The organism is Liquorilactobacillus oeni DSM 19972 (assembly GCF_001436275.1).
GTDB lineage: Bacteria > Bacillota > Bacilli > Lactobacillales > Lactobacillaceae > Liquorilactobacillus > Liquorilactobacillus oeni.
The window spans coordinates 783975-805810 of sequence record NZ_AZEH01000039.1 but is presented as its reverse complement, the minus strand read 5'-3'; the positions used below and the strand labels follow the sequence as shown (position 1 = coordinate 805810).

Genomic DNA, 21836 nt, shown 5'->3' with positions numbered 1-21836 from the left:
CCTAAAAAGATAATCAGGGGAATTTCTTTTCTAAGTGTGATAGTATTATTATTGGAATTTAACTAAGAATTGGAGCGGAATTTAAGAAATGAAAATATTGGCCATTGATACTTCGAATCAACCTTTAAGTATTGCATTACTTGAAGATGAAAGACTATTGGCAACTACAACTACTAATTATTCTAAAAATCATAGTGCAACGTTAATGCCGCAAATCGCTTCTTTGATGGCGCGTGTTGGGCTTAAACCTGTTGACATTGATCGAATTGCTGTTGCACAAGGACCAGGTTCTTACACAGGTCTTCGGATAGGTGTTACAACTGCTAAGACATTGGCCTTTACTCTCGATAAAGAGCTAGTAGGTGTATCGAGTCTGGCAGTATTGGCTAAAGCGGTACACTGTGAAGGTGTTGTAATTGTACCGCTTTTTGATGCTCGCCGGGAAAACGTCTTTGCTGGAATTTATCAAGAAAAAGATGGGAAATTAATAACTCTGCAATCTGACCAGCATGTTGCATTAAATGAACTTTGTGCAGAGTTAAAGAAGTATCAGCAAGTTATTTTTGTTGGTAAAGATACCAAAAAGTTTAATGCAAAGATTTCTGATATGTTAATGAAGCAAAATGTCATCTTTGCCTCATCAGAATTAAATTATCCGCAAGCTTATGTTATCGGATTGTTGGCTTTACGAAAATGTCCCGTAGAAATCCAAAATTTTGTTCCAAATTATTTGCGTTTAACTCAAGCGGAAGTTCAATGGAAGAAGAAAAATAATGGGAGCAGCTTTGATGAACCACTTGTTGAAAAAATTTAAAGATGTGCTGGATAAGGTCCATTTTAAAAAAAATAAGCGGGAGAATTTACATTTTGAAAATGGACAGGTTACGATCGGCAAACATGAATATCTATTATGTAGAGCGCTAGTTCCAGATATTCCTGAAATGTTTAAACTACAGCGTTTGGTATATCCGCAAGATAATTCTTGGGATCCTGCTGTTTTTGAATCTGAACTGCAGAACCGTAAGGAAAAGCTTTACTTAATTTTGCGCCACAATGATCAATTGATTGCGTTTATTGGAGGAACTTTTTCGATTATAAAAAGAGATGTTCATATTACGAATATAGTGGTACTGCCTTCCTTTCAAAGCCAAGGAATAGGAAGCTTTTTACTAAAGAAATTGATGAGATACGCTGAAAGATTGTCTTTTAAGACTATGAGTTTGGAAGTACGTTTTAATAATGTACGTGCGCAAAAGCTTTATAGTTCTCTTGGATTTAAAAATAATGGGCTTACGAAAAACTATTATCATTCAAATCACGAGGATGCTGTGAATATGAAGTATATAATTAAAAAAGTGAAAAGGGAAAATAGAAAAAATGAATAGTGATAAAAAAGAACTAATATTGGCCTTTGAAACAAGCTGCGATGAAACAAGTGTCGCAGTTGTTGAAAATGGTGAGCAGATTCTTTCAAATGTCATTGCAACCCAGATCAATAGTCATAAACGTTTCGGCGGTGTTGTTCCTGAAGTTGCGAGCAGACACCATATAGAGCAGATCACCTTATGTCTGCAGGATGCTCTTTCTGAAGCGGCGGTTACCTATAGTGATCTTGATGCTGTTGCAGTAACATATGGGCCAGGGCTGGTTGGAGCACTTCTAGTGGGTGTTGCTGCAGCTAAAGCTGTGGCTTTTGCTCATGACTTACCCTTAATACCTGTTAACCATATGGCAGGTCATATATATGCAGCTCGTTTTGTTGCCCCACTTGAATTTCCAGCACTTGCGCTTTTAGTTTCAGGTGGACATACCGAGCTGGTTTATTTACCTGAACCAAATCGGTATGAGATAGTAGGTGAAACTCGTGATGACGCGGCAGGAGAAGCTTTTGACAAGGTTGGGAGAGTTTTAGGTTTGACTTATCCTGCTGGAAAAGAGATTGACGAGTTGGCGCACAAAGGAAGGGATTCTTTTGATTTTCCACGGGCAATGTTGCAAGAAGATAATTATGACTTCAGTTTTAGCGGTTTAAAAAGTGCATTTATTAATACAGTACATCATGCGCAGCAAGTAGGCCAAAAGCTTGAAAAGTGTGACTTGGCTGCTAGTTTTCAACAAAGTGTGGTAGATGTTTTAGTTACTAAGACTGTGAGAGCTTTGCATGCTTTTCCGGTCAAGCAACTTATTTTAGCAGGAGGTGTCGCCGCAAACCAAGGGCTACGGCGAGCACTAGAAAATGAGCTGACACATTTCAATGAGGTTCAATTAATTAAAGCCCCATTGTTTCTTTGCGGTGATAATGCAGCAATGATCGGTGCTGCAGGTTATGTTGCTTGGAAGAATGATGTTTCAGCTGGACTTGACCTTAACGCAGAGCCCAGTCTTGAGTTTCCATGGGTTAAAGGGGCAGTAAAATAAAAGATAAAAATGACGTGCTGTATAAATCTTGGACATCAGATCCAAAGTTTATATGGCACGTCATTTTTATTTGGATGCAAGCTTAATTTCAATAAAGTTCGGTAATTCGAATTTTTTTATGTTAAGTCTTCACTTGCAAAGCTTTTTTCTTCCCATTGTTCTTCAAGCTGATTTTTGGAAGCTTCTGCTTTTTTCAGCTTCTCTTGCAGTTTCTTGATCTTAGCAGGATCTTTGTAATTTTCTGGTAAAGTCATCAGTTGTTGTAGCTTATTTGTTTTAAGATCAAGTTCTTCGATTTGTTGTTCTAAAGAAGAAATTTCACGTAGGAGTTTGCGCTTTTTCTTTTGCAGTTCCTTATTTTCAAAGTAATTACCCTGAAGCGGTTTTTTCAATTCAGTATTAAAAACAGGTTTTTTCTCTGCTTGTGCTTCTTTAATGGCTCTTTCTTCTTCTTTTTTATCCAAATAATAATCATAATCCCCTAGATATAATCGACTGCCCTTAGATGATAATTCAAGAACAGTGCCGGCTAATTTATTAATAAAATAACGGTCATGTGAGATAAAGAGTACAGTGCCATCAAAGTTTTGCAGGGCTGTTTCCAAGACTTCCTTACTGTTGATATCTAAATGATTAGTTGGCTCATCAAAAATCAAGAAATTGTCATGGTCAAAAGCTAACTTTGTTAGCAATAACCTTGCCTTTTCTCCACCTGACAGATTATGAACAAGTTTTTTTACATCATCGCCAGAAAAAAGAAAGCTGCCTAAAATTGAACGAATATCGCCTTCAGATGTTGTTGGATGTTCATCCCAAAGTTCTTGCAAGACAGTTTTATTTGCATGCAGATTTTTTAATTCCTGATCGTAATAACCGACTTCAACATTTGTACCAAAACGAACATTGCCCCTGAGCAGTGGTACTTTGCCTAGGACGCTTTTAAGCAGAGTCGACTTTCCGATTCCATTAGGGCCGATAATTGCCATTATCTGGTGTTTTTTCAGTTCGATATTGATAGGCCCTGAGATAGGGTAGTTATCATATCCTATATAGGCTTCAGCAACTTTTAACACGAGGTTGCCACTTTGTTTTTTTGCCGTAAATTGAAAGTGAGGGCCTGACACAGCAGTATCAGGTTTTTCGAGCCGTTGCATTTTTTCAAGCTGCTTTCGCCGGCTTTGCGCACGTTTTGTTGTTGAAGCGCGCACAATATTACGTGCTACAAAATCCTCTAATTTTTCGATCTTAGCTTGTTGTTTTTCGTACTCCTTGAGTTTTTGCTGATAACGTGTTTCTTTTTTTTGAATGTAGGATGAATAGTTTCCTGTATAATGTTCTGCACCCTTAGGAGTTAATTCATAAACTTCCCGAGCTACTTTATCTAAAAAATAGCGGTCATGTGAAATGAGCAAAAGTGCTCCAGAATATGTCTGCAGGTAGTTTTCAAGCCAGCCAAGCGTCTTAATGTCCAGATGATTTGTAGGCTCATCTAAAATCAGTAAGTCTTTTTTTTCAAGCAGCAGTTTTGCTAATGCAAGTCTTGTTTTTTGCCCACCTGACAGTGTTGCTACTTTGCGCTGATAATCTTTTTCGAAAAAGTTAAAGCCGTGTAAAACCGAGCGAATTTCAGATTCATAACCATAACCGTTGGCTTCTTTAAAATCATGTTGCAGCTGATCATATGTTTTTAAAATATTTTGATATTCTGTATTGTTCTCATTGCCAGCAGCAATCTTTTGTTCAAGTTTGTGTATCGTGTTTTCCATTTGCTGTAGATCCTTAAAAACTGTCAGCATTTCTTCATAAATCGTATTTTCAGTTTCTAGTCCAGTATCTTGAGCAAGGTACCCAATTGTAAGTTTTTTATTTTTAATAATTTGCCCTTGATCTGCAGATTGCTGGCCGACAATTATTTTCACAAGTGTTGATTTTCCCACACCATTATGGCCGACTAATGCAATTCGCGATTTTTCCTGGATGTCCAGATTAACATTTTCAAAGAGGACATCACTTCCGAAAAAACGTGCAGCTTTTTGAACTTGTAACAAAATCATAATCTACAGCCTCCCTCTTTAGCTTTTTAATTAGTAACGACAATGCTTTGAGCACTTGTCAGCTTAGCTCATTTCTTTATTGCATGAAAACATAATTTAGTGTAGCATAGTGACGGTAAAAAGTAGTGCATGATCTATTTTATTTGTGAAATTCTCTAATAAATAATTTCACAAGTTTTATGCTATACTACAATTAGTAAAATTGTTTTATTATTTTCGAAAGGAGGAGCGTCATGGCGACAACAAAAATACCGCATGCAACGGCAAAAAGATTGCCTATTTATTACCGGTATCTTCACTTTTTATCTGATGCTGGTAAACAACGGGTTTCTTCTACTGAATTGGCCGACGCGGTCAAAGTTGATTCAGCAACTATTCGCCGCGATTTTTCCTACTTCGGTGCTTTAGGCAAACGCGGTTATGGGTATGATGTGGAAAGTCTGTTAGCGTTTTTTAAAAAGACTTTGAAACAGGATAAATTAACCAATGTAGCTTTGATCGGCGTTGGTAATCTTGGACATGCTTTATTAAATTACAATTTCCACCAGAGCAATAATGTTCGTATCAGTGCAGCCTTTGATATTAATGAAGACATTACAGGAACTATCCAAAGCGGTGTACCCATTTATCATATGGACGATATGAAAGAACAGCTGACTGTTCAACAGATTGAGATTGTAATTCTGACGGTGCCTTCAAATATAGCACAGGAAGTTACTAATGAATTAGTCGAAGTTGGGATAAAGGGAATTCTGAATTTTACTCCATTAAGGATTACGGTCCCTAACTCAGTCAGGGTGCAAAACGTGGACTTGACTAATGAATTACAAACGTTGATTTACTTCCTTGATAAATTTGGTCAAGAAGGCGAATCAGAAGTCGATTAAACTAGTTACATACACTGAATAGAGAATGTACAAGTCCAGGTATTTGTTTTGTGCGGGATATTATCAATGGTTTATGAGCTTTGATAATCACAGCAATGCATAATAGTACCTGGTTTTGTTTACACAAATTGAAGAATAATAATTACTGTGTTCATTAAAATGTGAGCAGTCATTGAAGTCAGTAATCTACCGGTTTTTGCATAAAGACAACAAAAGGCTAAACCAATTACAGCATAGGTCAAGAAATGCCCATCAGCATGTGCAATGCTGAATAACATGCTTGCTATTAACGCGGCACCTAAAGGGTTGATAAATGTACTGAGGTTACCAAATAAAACCTTGCGGAAGATGAATTCTTCCATAATAGGCGCAGCAATAAGAAGATAGACTAGATAGAATGGGTAATTTCTGATTATTGCTAATGCCTGAGCAGTATTTTGTGAATCGGGTGTTTGAAACAGAAAAGATATTTCAAAAAAAAGAGTAAGCCGCTGGAGTAAAAGGACTATTGCTGTACCCGCAATTCCCCAAAGGAAGCATGTTAAGGCTGACTTTTTCTTCTGATTTTCAAAACGATTTTTATAAACAAATTTATTATTCAGAATAAACATCGCAACTATTCCTAAAAATCCTAATAGGGCGGTTGAGTAAAATAAGAATGTATTATTTTTGAAAAACGAAAAAATAATTCCAGGTATAACCATCACAAAGGTATAAATAGACAATAGTCCGAGCGAATTTTCTTTTACTTTCATTGATTATCTCCTATTAAAAAATTTCAAAAGTAAGTATAACATAAAAAACGCATTATTAGCAGTTGGGATACAAGAGTGACAAAACGCTTGCAATTAATTTATAAATTGATTATAGTAATAAATGTGGTTAGCACTTAGAGAGACAGAGTGCTAAAAGCATAACAATATTGGAGGGATATATAGTGCTCAAGCCTTTAGGAGATCGAGTTATTTTAGAAGTTCAAAAAGAAGAAGAACAAACTGTTGGAGGAATTGTGATTGCAAATAATGCAAAAGAAAAACCTCAAACAGGCAAGATTGTTGCGGTTGGAAGTGGCCGTGTCTTAGACAATGGTGAAAAAGCAACTTTATCAGTCAAAGTTGGAGAAACGGTTTTGTTTGATAAGTATGCCGGCACAGAAGTTAAGTATGAAGATAAACCATACTTGGTTGTCCATGAAAAAGATATTGTTGCAATTGTTGACTAATGTTCTTTTATCTTGCGAACTATTCTATTATGAGGTGAATAATTAATGGCAAAAGAAGTTAAGTTTTCAGAAGATGCACGTTCAAAAATGCTTGCTGGTGTTGACCAATTAGCTAATACTGTTAAGTCAACATTGGGACCAAAGGGAAGAAATGTTGTGTTGGAACAATCTTATGGTTCACCAACAATTACAAATGATGGTGTAACGATTGCTAAGGCAATTGAACTTAAAGATCATTTTGAAAATATGGGTGCTAAACTTGTTTCCGAAGTTGCATCAAAGACAAATGATATTGCTGGTGATGGAACAACGACAGCAACTGTTCTAACACAGGCAATCGTAACTGAGGGAATGAAAAATGTTACTGCGGGAGCTAATCCAGTAGGAATTCGTCGTGGTATCGAATTAGCTACAAAGAAAGCTGTCGATGCGTTGCATGAAATGTCTCACAAAGTTGAATCTAAAAGTGATATTGCCCAAGTTGCCGCAATTTCTTCATCTAACGAAGAAACAGGTAAACTGATTGCTGATGCAATGGAAAAAGTCGGTAATGACGGTGTTATCACTATTGAAGAATCAAAGGGTATTGATACATCATTAGATGTTGTAGAAGGGATGCAATTTGATCGCGGTTATCTTTCACAGTATATGGTGACAGATAATGATAAGATGGAAGCCGACCTTGATAATCCATACATCTTAGTAACAGATAAAAAGATTTCTAATATTCAAGAAGTTTTAAATCTTTTGCAATCAATCGTGGAACAAGGACGTCCATTGCTGATCATTGCCGATGATGTCGATGGTGAAGCATTGCCGACACTTGTTTTGAATAAAATTCGTGGTACTTTTAACGTAGTTGCTGTTAAGGCGCCTGGATTTGGTGATCGCCGTAAAGAAATGTTGCAAGATATCGCTACTTTGACAGGTGCAACTGTTATTACTGATGACCTTGGACTTCAGTTAAAAGATACAAAGATTGATCAGCTCGGTTCTGCTGGAAAGATCACGATTACAAAAGAAAAGACAACAATTGTTGAAGGAGCCGGCAACAAAGAAGCAATTGCTGAAAGAGTTAACACAATCAAGAAGCAAATTGCTGATACAACGTCGGACTTTGATCGTGAAAAACTGCAGGAGCGTTTAGCTAAGTTGGCTGGAGGAGTTGCAGTTATTAAAGTAGGTGCTGCAACTGAAACAGAACTCAAAGAGCGCAAGTATCGGATCGAAGATGCTTTGAACGCTACGCGTGCAGCCGTTGAAGAAGGTTTTGTTCCTGGCGGTGGGACTGCTTTGGTAAACGTAATCAATAAAGTTGCTGCTATCAAAGAAACTGGTGACGTGGAAACAGGTGTTAATATTGTTAAACGTGCACTAGAAGAACCTGTACGCCAAATTGCTGAAAATGCAGGGCTTGAAGGCTCAGTAATTGTTGAAAAGTTAAAGTCACAAAAGCCGGGTACCGGTTATAATGCAGCTAATGATGAGTGGGTTGACATGGTTGAAGCAGGAATTGTTGATCCTACTAAAGTAACTCGTTCAGCTTTGCAAAATGCAGCTAGTGTTTCAGCTTTGTTATTGACAACTGAAGCTGTTGTTGCTGAAATTCCAGAACCTGAAAAACAAGCACCAGCGGCTCCTGCACCAGGTGCAGGCATGGGCGGCATGATGTAATTAATTTCTAAAAAATGGCTGGAAATGCCAGTTTTTTTAAAAGTAAGAAGGGCATCTTTCCAATTGTGGGAAGATGCCCTTCTTACTTTTTATAATTGAACTTTTTAACTTAGAAAAACGTCTATTTTACAAAGAGGCTTTAATAAAAGGGTGCAACTACAAATAAAATGTGATAAATTATTTTAATAAGGAACCGAGCTTGCAAAAGATTGTTTGAGCTTGTATCCTTTATTTGTTTTTGAAAGTATTATTTTAACGAATAAGCACACAAAGGAGAAAATGAAAATGTGGCGTTATTTAAAACGGTTGTTGATTGGTAAACCGTTAAAGACAACAGATGAGGGTGGTCAGCAGCTGACTAAGTTCAAAGCACTGGCACTGCTTTCTTCAGATGCCTTATCGTCTGTTGCTTATGGAACTGAGCAAATTACAGCTGTTTTAGTCCTCTTGTCCGCTGCGGCTACTTGGTATGCCCTGCCTGCAGCAGGTATTGTACTTGTTCTCCTGTTTGCAATTACAATGTCATACCGACAGATTATCCATGCCTATCCTTCAGGAGGAGGGGCGTATGTTGTAGCAACTAAAAATTGGGGGACCGGGACTGGCCTTGTTGCTGGAGGGTCGCTATTAGTTGATTATATGCTGACTGTAGCTGTATCGGTAACATCCGGAACTGAGGCAATTACCTCTGCAATTCCTTTCTTGCGTGGGTATAGTGTCGCAATTTCAATCATTATTGTGTTATTCATCATGACTTTAAATCTACGCGGTATGCGTGAGTCAGCTTCATTTTTAACGATCCCGGTTTATCTTTTTATTGTGATACTGGCAGTAATGATCGGCTGGGGCCTTGTAAATATTATAAGTGGTCATGTTGAATATAGCGCAGCCGCTCCAGTAGGCAGCTTTGTTCCAGGAATGTCACTGCTTCTATTTTTAAAGGCTTTTTCAGCAGGATCTTCATCTTTGACAGGAGTTGAGGCAATTAGTAACGCAGTTCCTAATTTTAAAAAACCAAAGCGTAAAAATGCTGCAAACACATTAGCGCTGATGGCTTTGATTTTAGGGATATTTTTTGCTTCGGTTACTTTTTTGAGCTATTATTTGGGAATTATGCCTAATAGTAATGAAACAGTCTTATCACAGATCGGGATGTCCGTTTTTGGGCATGGAATCTTGTATTATCTTCTTCAATTGTCAACAGCCATGATCTTAGCTGTTGCTGCAAACACAGGTTTTTCTGCTTTTCCGATCCTTGCTTATAATCTTGCTAAAGACAAGTTTATGCCTCATATGTTCATGGACCGTGGAGATCGTTTGGCTTATTCTAATGGAATTATTTCTCTTGCGGTTGGAGCGATTGTTTTGATTTCAATCTTTCATGGTCAAACCAGCCGCTTAATCCCGCTTTATGCTGTAGGGGTTTTTGTGCCCTTTACATTGTCACAATCTGGAATGATTATTCATTGGTTCCGCACTCATGATCACAATTGGGTCCTTAATTCACTTATCAATTTGTTAGGGACAGTGATTTCATTTTTACTAGTCGTTTTTTTGTTCTTACTGCATTTTGATAATGTTTGGCCATATCTGATTATTATGCCGGCTTTACTATATGCTTTTTATAAAATCCATGATCATTACATTACCGTTGCCGCTCAGTTGCGTTTAAGCCAAGAAGCAGCAGAATTGCATGATTATGCGGGATCTACCGTAATTGTACTGGTCAGTTCGGTTACCCATGTAACAACTGGGGCTATTAATTATGCGCGTTCAATTGGTGACTATGTAATTGCAATGCATGTTTCATTTGATATCAATCCTAAAAAGGAGCATGAGACTGCCAAAGAATTTAAAGAATCATTTCCAGATGTTAGATTTGTAGATCTGCATTCTTCTTACCGTTCTGTGCCTGCACCTGTTTTGCGTTTTTGCGATGTTATGGCTAAAAACTCTGCTCATAAAAATTTCACTACGACGGTTTTAGTTCCGCAGTTTGTTCCTCGCAAACCGTGGCAGAATATCTTGCATAATCAAACAAGTCTGCGTCTAAGAGCTGCACTAAATTCGCGTGAAAATATTATTGTGGCTACCTATAGCTATCACTTAAAAAAGTAGAGTATTTTAATGATAACCATGGTATAAAAATATTTGGAGTTTATGGTATAATAGTTAGCAATTAATGCATTAAGGATCTAAAGTTTTAAGTTCTTCTTTGGATGATTACTGAAAGAAAGAGGACGGCGTATGTATAGAATTGTTGCGTCCTTATTTGCGACGATGGTTTTGTCATTTATTTTGACACCATTAATTCGTAAATTGGCTGTAAAAATCGGAGCGGTTGATAGTCCGAATGCCAGACGCGTCAATAAGGTCCCAATGCCTACAATGGGTGGCTTGGCAATTTTTGGGGCGTTTAATATTTCATGTTTTTTTTTGATGAAACAGCAATATCCCACGCATCAGCTTTGGGTACTATTCATTGCCGAGTGTGTTATCATTGCGACAGGGATTTTAGATGATATTTATGAACTGACTCCTAAACAAAAGTTGACTGGAATTACACTGGCGGGATTGATAGTCTTCTTTTTTGCAAAGGTTAGAATGACAACTCTGACGGTTCCTTTCTTGGGAACGCTTAATCTGGGCCTGCTTAGTTTACCAATAACGTTGATATGGATATTAGCAATTACGAATGCAGTTAATTTAATTGATGGTTTGGATGGCTTAGCAACGGGAGTGTCGATTATAGCCCTTTTTACGAGCGGTTTGACTGGCTTTTTCTTTCTAAATGTTACAGGTACATTCGTTTCTATGTGGATTTTTACTCTTGTTTTTGCATTGCTTGGTTTTTTGCCCTTTAATTTTCATCCTGCCAGTATCTATTTAGGTGATACAGGGGCTTTATTTATTGGATTTATGATTTCTGTTTTTTCGTTATATGGGTTAAAAAATGCAACCTTTATTACGATAGTAATTCCTGTGATTATTTTAGGAGTTCCGATTACTGACACAGTTTATGCAATTCTAAGACGAGTCTTAAACAAAAAGCCTATTTCTCAGGCGGATAAACATCATTTGCATCATCGCTTAATGGAGATGGGATTGTCACACACACAAACAGTTTTGGTAATTTATGGTATTGCGTTGATTTTTTCGTTTATTTCATTGTTATACCCTATTTCTAATGTTTTAGGCTCAGTTTTGCTGACAGTTGCAACTATGTTTGGCTTAGAATTATTTGTGGAGTCGATCGGACTTGTAGGTTCAAAACGTAAACCGCTTTTAAATTGGATTAGTAAGATCATTGGTAATAAAAGAAAAAAATAAAAAGGTGAGTTGTTTGAAAATTTATTTTTTCAGAAGCTTACCTTTTTATTTTGCTTAGTTTTTGTATGGTAATTCGATATAGTCAAGCATTCCTTTTTTTATGGTAGCTGTGCCATTTAAAAGATCAATAATTCTTTTTTCAAAGTACTGAGCTTCTTTTTGCTTAACAGATACATTGAGGGTTACGTTTACTAAGTACTGAATGTTTATCACCGAAATTTTTTTTTCTTTCAGATAATGCTGTAACGTGCCAAGTTGAGAATAAGCAACTTCAAGTTTATAGATCTGCTGGGGTTGACAGATAACAAGAGCCTCTTTTGAAAGAGATTTGCTGGTAGCTTGACTATATGCACGTATTAGTCCGCCAGTTCCTAATTTAATTCCACCAAAATAACGTGTAACTACGGCTACAGTATTACGAACATCTTTTTTTTTCAAAACTTCTAGAATGGGATGCCCAGCAGTTCCAGAAGGTTCTCCATTGTCGCTGGATCGCTGAATTTCATTGTTCATTCCAATAACATAGGCAAAACAATTGTGTGTAGCCTTAGCATATGTTTTTTTTACATCTGCTATGAACTGCGATGCCGCTTCCTGTGATTCTGTGCGTTCTACACTACAGATAAATTTTGATTTCTTGATCACTAACTCAGTTGCTAATTTTTTCTTGATAGTAATATATTGTTGCAGCATGATAAACTCCTTTAGCGTATTTTGCGTATTTTAAAGTTGTGAAAGGGGGAAGAAATAATCGAAGCAAATATGTTATTCGGCAGATGGGAGATTGCAAGAAAACCTCCACTGCTTTCATCAAAAAGTCAAATAAATAAAATGATTTCTAAACCTGCACTGATAATTGAAAAGTCTAAGATTTTTTGTCAGAGATGCGGACAAAAGACTAGTAAAAAGAGAGCTTCCTTGCCGAAAGAAAAGTACTATTGTCCGCAGTGCTTGAATTTTGGGCGAATAACTAGTTTAGATACATTATACACTATCAGTGAGCCCAACTTTTTTAGCGTTCCTGAAATGATTTTAACCTGGCTTGGAGAGCTTTCTCCCTATCAGCAAAAGTCTGCCCAACATTTGATGAAAGTTGTAAATAATAATGAAACTTTTTTGTTATGGGCGGTTACTGGTGCTGGAAAGACTGAGATTCTTTTTCCGGCCCTTGCGCATGCCCTTGAACAAAAGAAGAGAGTTTGTATTGCCTCTCCGCGCATAGATGTTTGCAATGAACTTTACCCTCGTTTAAAAGCAGCTTTTTCCCAAATAACAATTACTCTGCTTCATGGGCAACAGAAGCAAAAGTATCAGTACACTCAGTTAGTGATTTGTACTACACATCAGCTTGTGCGATTCAACGCAGCCTTTGATATTTTAATTATTGATGAAGTTGACGCCTTTCCCTTTAGAAATGACCATCTTCTTGAGTTTGCAGTTAAAACAGCAAGAAAAAGGAAAAGTGCTTTGATAATGTTGACGGCAACACCTACAAAAAAGCTCTTGCAAAAGGCAGGAAAAGGAGTGTTTTCTTTTGATTATCTTCCATTGCGTTATCATGGTGCACCTTTACCGCAGCCGCAAGTATTTTGTGAAACGTGGAAAAAGAATATTCAGCAAGAAAAAATATCTATACGCTTAAAAAGAATTTTTGCTGATTGGGAAAAACAGGGATATCCATTTTTGATTTTTGTTCCGCGGATAAATTTACTTAAACCGATTTTTCGGATTGTAAGACAGAACTTGAAAGAAGATATTAAAGGAACGACTGTTCATGCTTCAGATGAACATAGAATTGAAAAAATTGAAAAAATGCGTTCTGGATATTTTCGCTACCTTGTAACTACTACAATCTTAGAGCGGGGAGTAACTTTTCCTTTTTTAAATGTGCTGGTTCTCGGTGCTGATGATGAGATATTTACACGAGCTGTACTTGTACAAATTGCAGGTAGAGTGGGCCGAAATAAAAAGCGTCCAACAGGAGACGTCTTTTTTATTTGTGAGATGCAGAATAAAGAAGTCAAAGAAGCATGCCGACAGATAGCTTTTGTAAACAGAAAAGGAGCGGTTTTAAAAAATGAAACAATGTCTTCTTTGCCAAAAAAGAATAGTTGAAAATTTCAGCTTTAAATGGTTGTTTTCATTTCAAACGAGCGGGATAAAGCAGGTTTGTTCAACATGCATTAATTCTTTTGATTCATTGAAAGGAAAGGCAGTTTGTACAGGATGTGGACGGCCTGGAAATTACCAGAACTATTGTACAGATTGTGAGAAATGGGTGACTTTAGGGGCTGCCGAGTTATTATGCAACAGATCCCTATACTGTTATAACAGGCAAATGAAAGAATACTTTGAACGCTTCAAATTTTCGGGAGATTACTATTTAAGACTGGTTTTTCAAAAAGAGTTGGAAGCAAAGCTGAAGGAAAATTACCATAAAGGCTGGCTCTTTGTTCCGATTCCAGTTTCCAAAGAGGTTTTTGAAAAACGGGGGTTTAATCAAGTAGAAGGGTTGTTTGAAAACATTTGTCTGTCGAAAATGCTAAGCGTAAAAAAGATATCAAAAAAACAGCAATCACTTTTAAAGAGACGTGAAAGGATGCAGGCTGCCCAGCCATTTGAACTAACCACAGGTTTTGAAAAAGAGATTAAAGGTAAGAACATTTTATTATTAGATGATATTTATACTACAGGAAGAACTCTTTATCACGCTCAGGCTTTGTTGAAAAAAGCTGGAGCAAAGAAGGTCCATTCTGTTACCTTGGCAAGATGATATCATTTGTTAATTGTAAAGCTTTCCATTATAATAGAATAAACGTTGATAGATTGTAGATAATCTATTCTAACTGTTTAGTCGTGAAAGGAGAGGTTTGTTATGCTAGATTACAACATTCGTGGAGAAAATATAGAAGTAACGGAGGCTATTAGGAGTTACGTCCAGAAAAAGCTTAACAAACTCGAAAAGTATTTCGAGGATACTTCTGAATCTATTGCCCATGTGAATCTTAAGGTTTACTCTGATAAGACCTCAAAAGTTGAGGTTACTATTCCCTTGCCATATTTAGTGCTAAGGGCTGAGGAAACCTCGCCTGATATGTATGCAAGCATTGATCTTGTGACTGATAAGTTAGAGCGTCAAATTAGAAAATACAAGACAAAGATAAATCGAAAATCTCGGGAAAAGGGTTTCAAAGAATTTAAGTTTGAAGATGAACAAAGTAATAAGTCTACCGAAGAAAATGGTTTTGATATTGTGCGTACAAAACATTTTTCATTAAAACCAATGGATAGCGAAGAAGCTGTTTTACAAATGGATATGCTAGGACATGACTTCTTCATTTATGAAGATGCAGAAACGAACAGTACTAATATTGTGTATCGCCGCAAAGATGGACGGTACGGGTTAATTGAAGCTGATGAATAGTGTGATTCAGTAAGATGAAATCTTAGGCGGGTTATCGGTTCGAATGATAACCTGTTTTTTGTGTGCTATAGAGAATGGACGCAAGTTGTTTCAAATTGTATTAAAAGATGATAAAATACAACATGGTATACTGTTTTTATGAAAAATAACCGAGTTAATATTGAATCTAAAGTTTTTTGAGAAAGGAAATATGACATGGCTAATGTCCTAAAAAAATGGGTTGAAAGCGACAAACGCGAACTGAAACGTCTAGGAAAAATAGCAGATAAAGTGGAAGCTTATGCAGATGACATGGCTGCACTAAGTGATGATGAATTAAAAGCAAAGACAACAGAATTAAAAGGCAAGTATCAAGGAGGTGCAACCCTAGATGACCTTCTCCCTGAAGCGTTTGCTGTTGTTCGTGAAGGAGCAAAGCGGGTTTTAGGTCTGTATCCGTTTCGTGTTCAAATTTATGGTGGCATCGTTTTACACGAGGGTAACATTGCGGAAATGAAGACTGGTGAAGGGAAAACCCTAACTGCTACTATGCCGGTTTACTTGAATGCATTAGCGGGCAAAGGAGTTCATGTTGTGACTGTCAACGAATACTTGTCAAGCCGTGATGCCAAGGAAATGGGCGAGTTATATACTTGGCTTGGATTAAGTGTTGGATTAAATATTTCAGGCAAAACTCCTGACGAGAAAAGAGAAGCTTATAAATGCGATATTACTTATTCGACAAACAGTGAATTAGGCTTTGACTATTTGAGAGACAACATGGTTGTCTACCGTGAAGATATGGTCCAACGCCCTTTGAATTTCGTGATAGTTGATGAAGTTGACTCGATTTTAATTGATGAGGCACGTACGCCTTTAATTATTTCAGGACAAGCAGAGCAATCAACGACTCTTTACACGAGAACTGATCGTTTCGCTAAGACACTCACAGAAAAAGCGGACTATAAAATCGATCTTGAATCAAAGACGGTATCTTTAACTGAAGAAGGAATTAAAAAGGCTGAAAAATACTTTGGCTTGGAAAATCTTTATGATCCTGATAATACTGCACTAACGCATCATTTGGACAATGCTTTGCGGGCTAATTTTATTATGCTGCGCGATAAGGACTACGTTGTTTCAAATGGAGAGGTGCTGATTGTTGATCAGTTTACCGGTCGTATTATGGAAGGCCGCCGCTATTCTGATGGATTGCACCAGGCAATCGAAGCAAAAGAACATGTTGAGATTCAGCAAGAAACTAAAACAATGGCGAATATTACCTACCAGAACTTTTTCCGTATGTATAAGAAGATTGCCGGAATGACTGGGACGGCAAAGACTGAGCAGGAAGAATTCCGTGAAATCTATAACATGGAAGTCATTTCTATTCCAACTAACAAGCCTGTTATTCGTGAGGATCGGCCAGACTTGTTATATCCTACTCTTAAAAGCAAGTTCAAGGCGGTAATTGAAGATATTCGTGAACGTCACGAAAAGGGTCAACCAATTCTTGTTGGTACAGTTGCCGTTGAGACTTCAGAGTTATTATCTCAATTACTTGATCAAGCTGGTATTCCACATGCTGTCTTGAATGCGAAAAATCATGCTAAGGAAGCTGAGATTATTATGAATGCCGGGCAGCGCGGAGCTGTGACGATTGCTACAAATATGGCCGGACGTGGTACTGATATTAAGCTGGGACCTGGTGTACGTGAAGCTGGTGGTTTAGCAGTAATCGGTACCGAAAGACATGAATCCAGACGTATTGATAATCAGTTGCGTGGCCGTTCTGGACGTCAAGGGGACCCTGGTATGACACAGTTTTATCTTTCTTTGGAAGATGACCTGATGCTGCGGTTTGGCTCAGAACGTGTTAAAGCTATTCTTGAAAGATTTAAAGTTGCAGATGAAGATGCAGTGATTCAAAGCAAAATGATCTCACGTCAAGTAGAGTCTGCACAAAAGCGAGTTGAAGGAAATAACTATGATACCCGTAAGCAGGTGCTGCAATATGATGATGTAATGCGCGAGCAGCGTGAGGTTATCTATGCACAAAGGCAACAGGTTATTATGGAAGATGAATCACTCAAACCGATTATTATGCAGATGATCAAGCGTACTGTAGAGCACGTTGTTCAAATGCATACTCAAGGCGAGAAGAAAGATTGGAATTTACAGGCAATTCTTGATTTTGCAGTTGCTGCAATGGTTAACGAAGACAGTATTTCTTTGTCTGACCTGCAGGGTAAGGAGCCTGCAGAGATTATTGCATATCTGGTTGATAGAGCGGAAGCAAATTATGCTCTTAAGGAGAAACAGCTCTATGATGCTTCCCAAATGCTAGAGTTTGAAAAGGTTGTTATTTTACGTGTGGTAGATTCTCGTTGGACTGATCATATTGATGAGATGGATCAGTTGAGACAATCAATCGGCTTGCGTGGATATGGTCAACTGAATCCGCTGGTTGAATATCAAACAGATGGTTTTAGGATGTTTGAACAAATGGTAGGGGACATCGAATATGATGTTACACGCTTGTTCTTGAAAGCAGAGATTAGACAAGACATTAAACGTTAAAAGCAAAATAAAAGCTGAAGGGAGAATCTGGGGAATGTTTCGCATACTCAGGTTCTTTCTTAATCTAATGGTCGTAGGAAAGGAATGTTATTAATGGACAACGGAGAGTATAAAAAAATTATAGAAAAAATGAATAAACAAGTCGCAGACTTTAGGAGGTCTCTTTGACTTAGATAGCTTGAATGAAAAGATTTCTGAAAACGAAGAAAAAATGGCTGATCCTGATTTTTGGAATGATCAGCAAAATGCACAAAAGGTGATTACCGCAAATAATCAGTTGAAGACGAAATATGATAACTTTAAATTGTTATCTGGCACAGTAGAGGATATCGAAATACTCTATGAACTTTTTCAAAGTGATAATTCTGATCAAGAGTTGATAAAAGAGTTGGATAGTAAAATCTCAGCTGTTCAAACGAAGATGAGATCTTATCAGCTGGAACTACTGTTTAACGGCAAATATGATAAAAACAATGCTATTTTAGAAATTCATCCTGGAGCAGGCGGAACAGAATCACAAGATTGGGGCGCAATGCTTTTGCGGATGTACGATCGTTGGGCACAACAGCATAATTTTGAAGTTGAAATGCTTGATTATCAATCAGGGGACGAAGCAGGAGTTAAAAGTGTTTCTTTAGGCATTAAGGGAGAAGATGCGTATGGATATCTTCGCAGTGAAAAGGGAGTTCATCGTCTGGTAAGAATTTCTCCATTCGATGCTGCCGGCAGAAGACATACTTCGTTTGCATCTGTCAATGTGATGCCTGAACTGGCTGATAACGTTGAAGTTGAACTGAGACCAGAAGATATTAAAATGGAGGTCTTCCGCGCCAGCGGGGCTGGTGGGCAACATATAAATAAGACATCCTCTGCTGTACGTCTTATTCATCAACCCACAGGGATTGTAGTTTCGAGTCAAGCCCAGCGTTCACAGTTTCAAAACAGGGCAACTGCCGAAAATATGCTGCGTTCACGTTTATATGAATTGAAATTAGAAGAACAGGAAAAGAAAAAGGCACAGATTCAAGGTAATCAATTGGAAATTGGCTGGGGCTCTCAAATTCGTTCATATGTTTTTCATCCTTATTCGCTTGTTAAAGATCACCGCACAGATTATGAAACAGGGAATATACAAGCTGTTATGGATGGTGAACTTGATGGTTTTATTAATGCCTATCTTCAATTTAAGCTCAAAAAAGAAAATCCACAATAAGATAATTGAAACTTAAATGTAATATTATTGCAATATCCCTCTTTTTATTAATGATATAATATCTTGGTGCGCAGCCGAATAAGGGGAGGAAAGCTAGTTGATAGAGTTCAAACATGTTTCCAAGAAGTATGCTAATCAGATTACTGCTGTTGATAATTTTAACCTTAAGATTCAGCAAGGAGAGTTCGTTTATGTAATTGGCCCAAGCGGTGCTGGAAAGTCAACTTTTATTAAGATGATGTACCGTGAGGAAAAACCGACTTTAGGTCAGATCAAAGTAAATGAATATGAGCTTGAAAAGATCAAGAATAGTAAAATTCCCTTTTTCAGAAGAGAACTCGGAATCGTTTTCCAAGATTTTAAACTGCTATCTAAACTTACTGTTTTTGAAAATATTGCTTATGCACTGCAGGTAATTGAAAAAGATCCGGTTGAAATTAAAAAAAGAGTCAATCATGTTCTTAAATTAGTCAAACTTGTTTCTAAAGGAGCTGCGTTTCCAGCTGAACTTTCAGGCGGTGAACAGCAACGAGTTGCGATTGCACGGGCAATCGCAAATAAACCAAGTATTTTGATTGCAGATGAGCCGACTGGTAATCTTGATCCCGAAACAGCTGAAGGAATTATGAAAATTTTGGAAAAAATTAATATACAAGGTACTACTGTTGTAATGGCAACTCATAATAGTCATATTGTTAATGAATTTAGGCACCGTGTAATTGAAATTGAGAATGGACACGTTATTCGTGATCAGGATGAAGGGAGTTTTTTCCAAGATGAAGCTAGCAACTTTTAAGCGCCACCTTGTGGAGAGCTTTAAAAGCCTGAAGCGAAATGGCTGGATGTCGGTGGCAGCATTTAGTGCTGTAACGGTTACTCTTCTCTTAGTCGGTGTTTTACTGACTATTTTACTGAATGTAAACAAAATAGCATCAGATGTTGAAAATGATGTACAGGTTCGCGTGTTAATTAATCGCGGGACAGCACAGCAGCAGCGCAACCAGTTAAAAAACAAATTGAAAGCGGAAACTGCCGTTAAAAAAATTACATTTTCCAGTAAGGAACATGAACTAAAAAATGTAATAAAAAGCTATGGTAAGGGTTTTAAACTTTTTGGTGGCGATGGGAATCCTCTGTATGATGTTTTTATTGTTCAGACTAAAGAACCCAAACAGACAGTGCAGATCGCAAGAAAAGCAAAAAATATGAAGTTTGTGTATGATGCTAAATACGGTGGAACTTCAGCAAAAAGATTATTTGCGATCGTGAACAGCATTCAAAGATGGGGCATGGGAATAAGTTTATTGTTGCTGTTTGTTGCAGTATTCTTAATTTCAAACACAATTAGAATTACTATCCTATCAAGGCAAAATGAAATTTCCATAATGCGTTTGGTTGGGGCGACTAATAGTTTCATTCGATGGCCATTTGTGCTTGAAGGAGCATGGACAGGATTATTTGGGGCAATGCTGCCATTAATAATAGTTGATTTTGGTTATGTGTGGACGCATCGAGTTCTATCCCAGACATTAGCAAGTACGAGTTATCGATTATTATCGCCAGGAGTCTTCCTAGTTGAAATTGATGCATTGTTGATTTTAATCGGTATTTGTATAGGAGCATTAGGAGCAACTTTTTCGATGAGACGTTTCTTAAAAATCTAATTTAAGATATAAAAAAATCAATTCGTAAAAATTATTTTTATTTAAAAGATAATAACAATTATAAAAAAACAGGTACTGGGGTGAAACTAATGTTTAGCTCAGTATCTTTTTTTAGCTCGCTGTTTTTAAGCAGCCATTTTTATTAGATTGAATTAACTATTCCCAACCTGTCTTTGTGCTCCCTTTGAATAGTTGTTATACTTAAGAATGGAAAAAAACATAGGAGTGTAGATATGTCGATTATAGAAGCTATTTTTCTGGTGGTACTTCAACCTATTTTTTGGTTAGGTTTTTTGTTAGTTGCTGGTATACATTTTAAACGTGTAAAAAGTGAAAGAAGCCATTATCATGTTGCAATTAATCGCGACTTTTACGAGGGCCGGCATTATTTAAAAAATGGAATTTTATTTTCTGTAATAGGTTCTGCGATCCTTATAGCAATCGGGGTGGTTTTCCCGCTTTATTGGGTTTTAATCTATGAAGCGACTGCTTTTTTGGTGATTTTATTAGAACTGGTTTGGGATGTCAGTCTGTTCTTTTTATTAGTAACTTGTCTTTTACCAATAAGTATCCAAGCTATTCGTACTTTGGCTCCTCAACTTTTAAGTACTCAAATCGATAAAATAGTTCCCCGAGATTTTAATTCCGCATCTTTTATGCTCCTTTGCACCTTGTTTTTTTTGTTCAGATGGTTGATGATCAGACGCTTTTCACCTGAATTTTTGGTACCGCAAGTTAGACAAGGCAAAAGAGGAAGAAAACTTGTTTCTTATACATGGAAGGAATTCAGTGTTGTTCCGTTAATTGTATTAGTACCTGGCAGTTTTTCACAAGAATTAGTCCCCTTTTGGCCATTAATCACTTTTAACGGGAAACATTATGCCTTTTTAGTTTTACCGCTTGTATTGTCAGGTTTTGTCCGTATCTGGCGCAGTTCTATAAGAACAGGGGCAGCAAATGAAAGCCTCCAAGCATTCAGGCTTTTTTCCTTTTGTTTGTGCGGTTTTATTGTAACTGTTTTTTTACCACAAACAGCTGCCGTCTTTTTTGCAGTGTTGGTTCTATTAGTCATCTTGCGCTTTATTCAAAGATATGCAAAGATGAAGAAGAAGGGTAAATGGTATGTAGAGACATATGATGGGGTACGAGTAATCGCAATACAGCCGAATACACCTGCAGCCAAGATGAATCTGGAACCAGGAGATATTATCCTTGAGTGTAATGGAAAAACAATTGCAAATGAAAATGAATTCTATATGGCGCTAAAACTTGTACCGACTTTTTGCAGTCTTAAAGTCAAAACTTATGAAGGCGAACTAAAACTTACAGAAAGTGCTGTTTTTACAGATTCACCTCATGAATTAGGATTAATATTATTCCATTGATTTTGG

19 protein-coding genes are annotated in these 21836 nt (G+C 37.2%); 16 read left to right on the top strand and 3 right to left on the bottom strand.

Annotated features, from left to right (window positions below; all coding sequences use genetic code 11):
• The first annotated feature begins 88 nt into the window (after positions 1-88).
• Genes tsaB through tsaD form a run of 3 tightly spaced genes read left to right on the top strand, consistent with a single transcriptional unit; the run spans position 89 to position 2418 of the window.
• Entirely contained in the window at positions 89-814 is a 726-nt protein-coding gene (gene tsaB, locus FD46_RS08915) for a tRNA (adenosine(37)-N6)-threonylcarbamoyltransferase complex dimerization subunit type 1 TsaB (RefSeq protein WP_057896798.1), read from the top strand.
• Positions 789-1385, top strand: coding sequence for a ribosomal protein S18-alanine N-acetyltransferase (gene rimI / locus FD46_RS08910; protein WP_057896797.1), 597 nt, complete (start codon positions 789-791; stop codon positions 1383-1385). The genes tsaB and rimI overlap by 26 nt, the downstream gene beginning before the upstream one ends.
• A complete protein-coding gene (tsaD, locus tag FD46_RS08905) occupies positions 1378-2418 on the top strand; it encodes a tRNA (adenosine(37)-N6)-threonylcarbamoyltransferase complex transferase subunit TsaD (protein ID WP_057896796.1) in 1041 nt (346 codons plus the stop codon). Before rimI ends, tsaD begins: the two co-directional genes overlap by 8 nt.
• A gap of 116 nt (positions 2419-2534) precedes the next feature.
• On the opposite strand, the gene FD46_RS08900 is transcribed toward tsaD, so the two are convergent.
• Complete coding sequence (locus tag FD46_RS08900; RefSeq protein ID WP_057896795.1) at positions 2535-4472, bottom strand: ABC-F family ATP-binding cassette domain-containing protein; 1938 nt, start codon at positions 4470-4472, stop codon at positions 2535-2537.
• Between the two features lie 233 nt (positions 4473-4705).
• Here FD46_RS08900 and FD46_RS08895 point away from each other — a divergent pair, with 233 nt between their 5' ends.
• Positions 4706-5359: a redox-sensing transcriptional repressor Rex gene (locus FD46_RS08895; RefSeq protein ID WP_057896794.1), complete on the top strand. Its 654-nt coding sequence runs from the start codon at positions 4706-4708 to the stop codon at positions 5357-5359.
• A 119-nt stretch (positions 5360-5478) separates the two neighbouring features.
• Here FD46_RS08895 and FD46_RS08890 read toward each other — a convergent pair whose 3' ends face one another.
• Positions 5479-6114, bottom strand: a complete 636-nt coding sequence (locus FD46_RS08890; protein ID WP_057896793.1) for a CPBP family intramembrane glutamic endopeptidase — start codon at positions 6112-6114, stop codon at positions 5479-5481.
• A gap of 182 nt (positions 6115-6296) precedes the next feature.
• On the opposite strand from FD46_RS08890, the gene groES reads away from it, so the two are divergent.
• The 4 genes from groES (at position 6297) to FD46_RS08870 (ending at position 11585) form a co-directional block, all read left to right on the top strand.
• Positions 6297-6581 carry a co-chaperone GroES gene (groES, locus tag FD46_RS08885; protein ID WP_057896792.1) on the top strand — a complete coding sequence of 95 codons (285 nt, stop codon included), beginning with the start codon at positions 6297-6299 and terminating at the stop codon, positions 6579-6581.
• 45 nt (positions 6582-6626) lie between these two features.
• A complete protein-coding gene (gene groL, locus FD46_RS08880; protein ID WP_057896791.1) occupies positions 6627-8255 on the top strand; it encodes a chaperonin GroEL in 1629 nt (542 codons plus the stop codon).
• A 285-nt stretch (positions 8256-8540) separates the two neighbouring features.
• On the top strand, positions 8541-10373 hold the full coding sequence (locus FD46_RS08875) for an APC family permease (RefSeq protein ID WP_057896790.1): 1833 nt from the start codon (positions 8541-8543) through the stop codon (positions 10371-10373).
• 129 nt (positions 10374-10502) lie between these two features.
• A complete protein-coding gene (locus FD46_RS08870) occupies positions 10503-11585 on the top strand; it encodes a glycosyltransferase family 4 protein (protein ID WP_057896789.1) in 1083 nt (360 codons plus the stop codon).
• Positions 11586-11639: 54 nt separating this feature from the next.
• Here the strand turns inward: FD46_RS08870 and FD46_RS08865 are convergent, their stop codons facing one another.
• On the bottom strand, positions 11640-12278 hold the full coding sequence (locus tag FD46_RS08865) for a YigZ family protein (RefSeq protein ID WP_057896788.1): 639 nt from the start codon (positions 12276-12278) through the stop codon (positions 11640-11642).
• A gap of 138 nt (positions 12279-12416) precedes the next feature.
• Between FD46_RS08865 and FD46_RS08860 the strand changes: the two genes are divergently transcribed.
• The 8 genes from FD46_RS08860 (at position 12417) to FD46_RS08825 (ending at position 21830) form a co-directional block, all read left to right on the top strand.
• Positions 12417-13700: an ATP-dependent helicase ComFA gene (locus tag FD46_RS08860; protein WP_157047108.1), complete on the top strand. Its 1284-nt coding sequence runs from the start codon at positions 12417-12419 to the stop codon at positions 13698-13700.
• Positions 13701-13923: 223 nt separating this feature from the next.
• Positions 13924-14358, top strand: coding sequence for a ComF family protein (locus FD46_RS10425; RefSeq protein WP_162257999.1), 435 nt, complete (start codon positions 13924-13926; stop codon positions 14356-14358).
• Positions 14359-14460: 102 nt separating this feature from the next.
• Entirely contained in the window at positions 14461-15009 is a 549-nt protein-coding gene (hpf, locus tag FD46_RS08850) for a ribosome hibernation-promoting factor, HPF/YfiA family (protein WP_057896785.1), read from the top strand.
• A 195-nt stretch (positions 15010-15204) separates the two neighbouring features.
• Positions 15205-17568 carry a preprotein translocase subunit SecA gene (gene secA / locus FD46_RS08845; RefSeq protein ID WP_057896784.1) on the top strand — a complete coding sequence of 788 codons (2364 nt, stop codon included), beginning with the start codon at positions 15205-15207 and terminating at the stop codon, positions 17566-17568.
• A 93-nt stretch (positions 17569-17661) separates the two neighbouring features.
• A protein-coding gene (gene prfB, locus FD46_RS08840; RefSeq protein WP_187329028.1) for a peptide chain release factor 2 occupies positions 17662-18781 on the top strand; the annotation gives its coding sequence in 2 pieces (ribosomal slippage) (positions 17662-17733 and positions 17735-18781; 1119 coding nt in all).
• Between the two features lie 97 nt (positions 18782-18878).
• Positions 18879-19577: a cell division ATP-binding protein FtsE gene (gene ftsE / locus FD46_RS08835; RefSeq protein WP_057896783.1), complete on the top strand. Its 699-nt coding sequence runs from the start codon at positions 18879-18881 to the stop codon at positions 19575-19577.
• Positions 19558-20445, top strand: coding sequence for a permease-like cell division protein FtsX (gene ftsX / locus FD46_RS08830; protein WP_057896782.1), 888 nt, complete (start codon positions 19558-19560; stop codon positions 20443-20445). The genes ftsE and ftsX overlap by 20 nt, the downstream gene beginning before the upstream one ends.
• Positions 20446-20678: 233 nt before the next feature.
• The gene (locus FD46_RS08825; protein WP_057896781.1) at positions 20679-21830 is read left to right on the top strand and encodes a PDZ domain-containing protein; all 1152 of its coding nucleotides are present in this window, start codon (positions 20679-20681) and stop codon (positions 21828-21830) included.
• Positions 21831-21836: the final 6 nt, after the last annotated feature.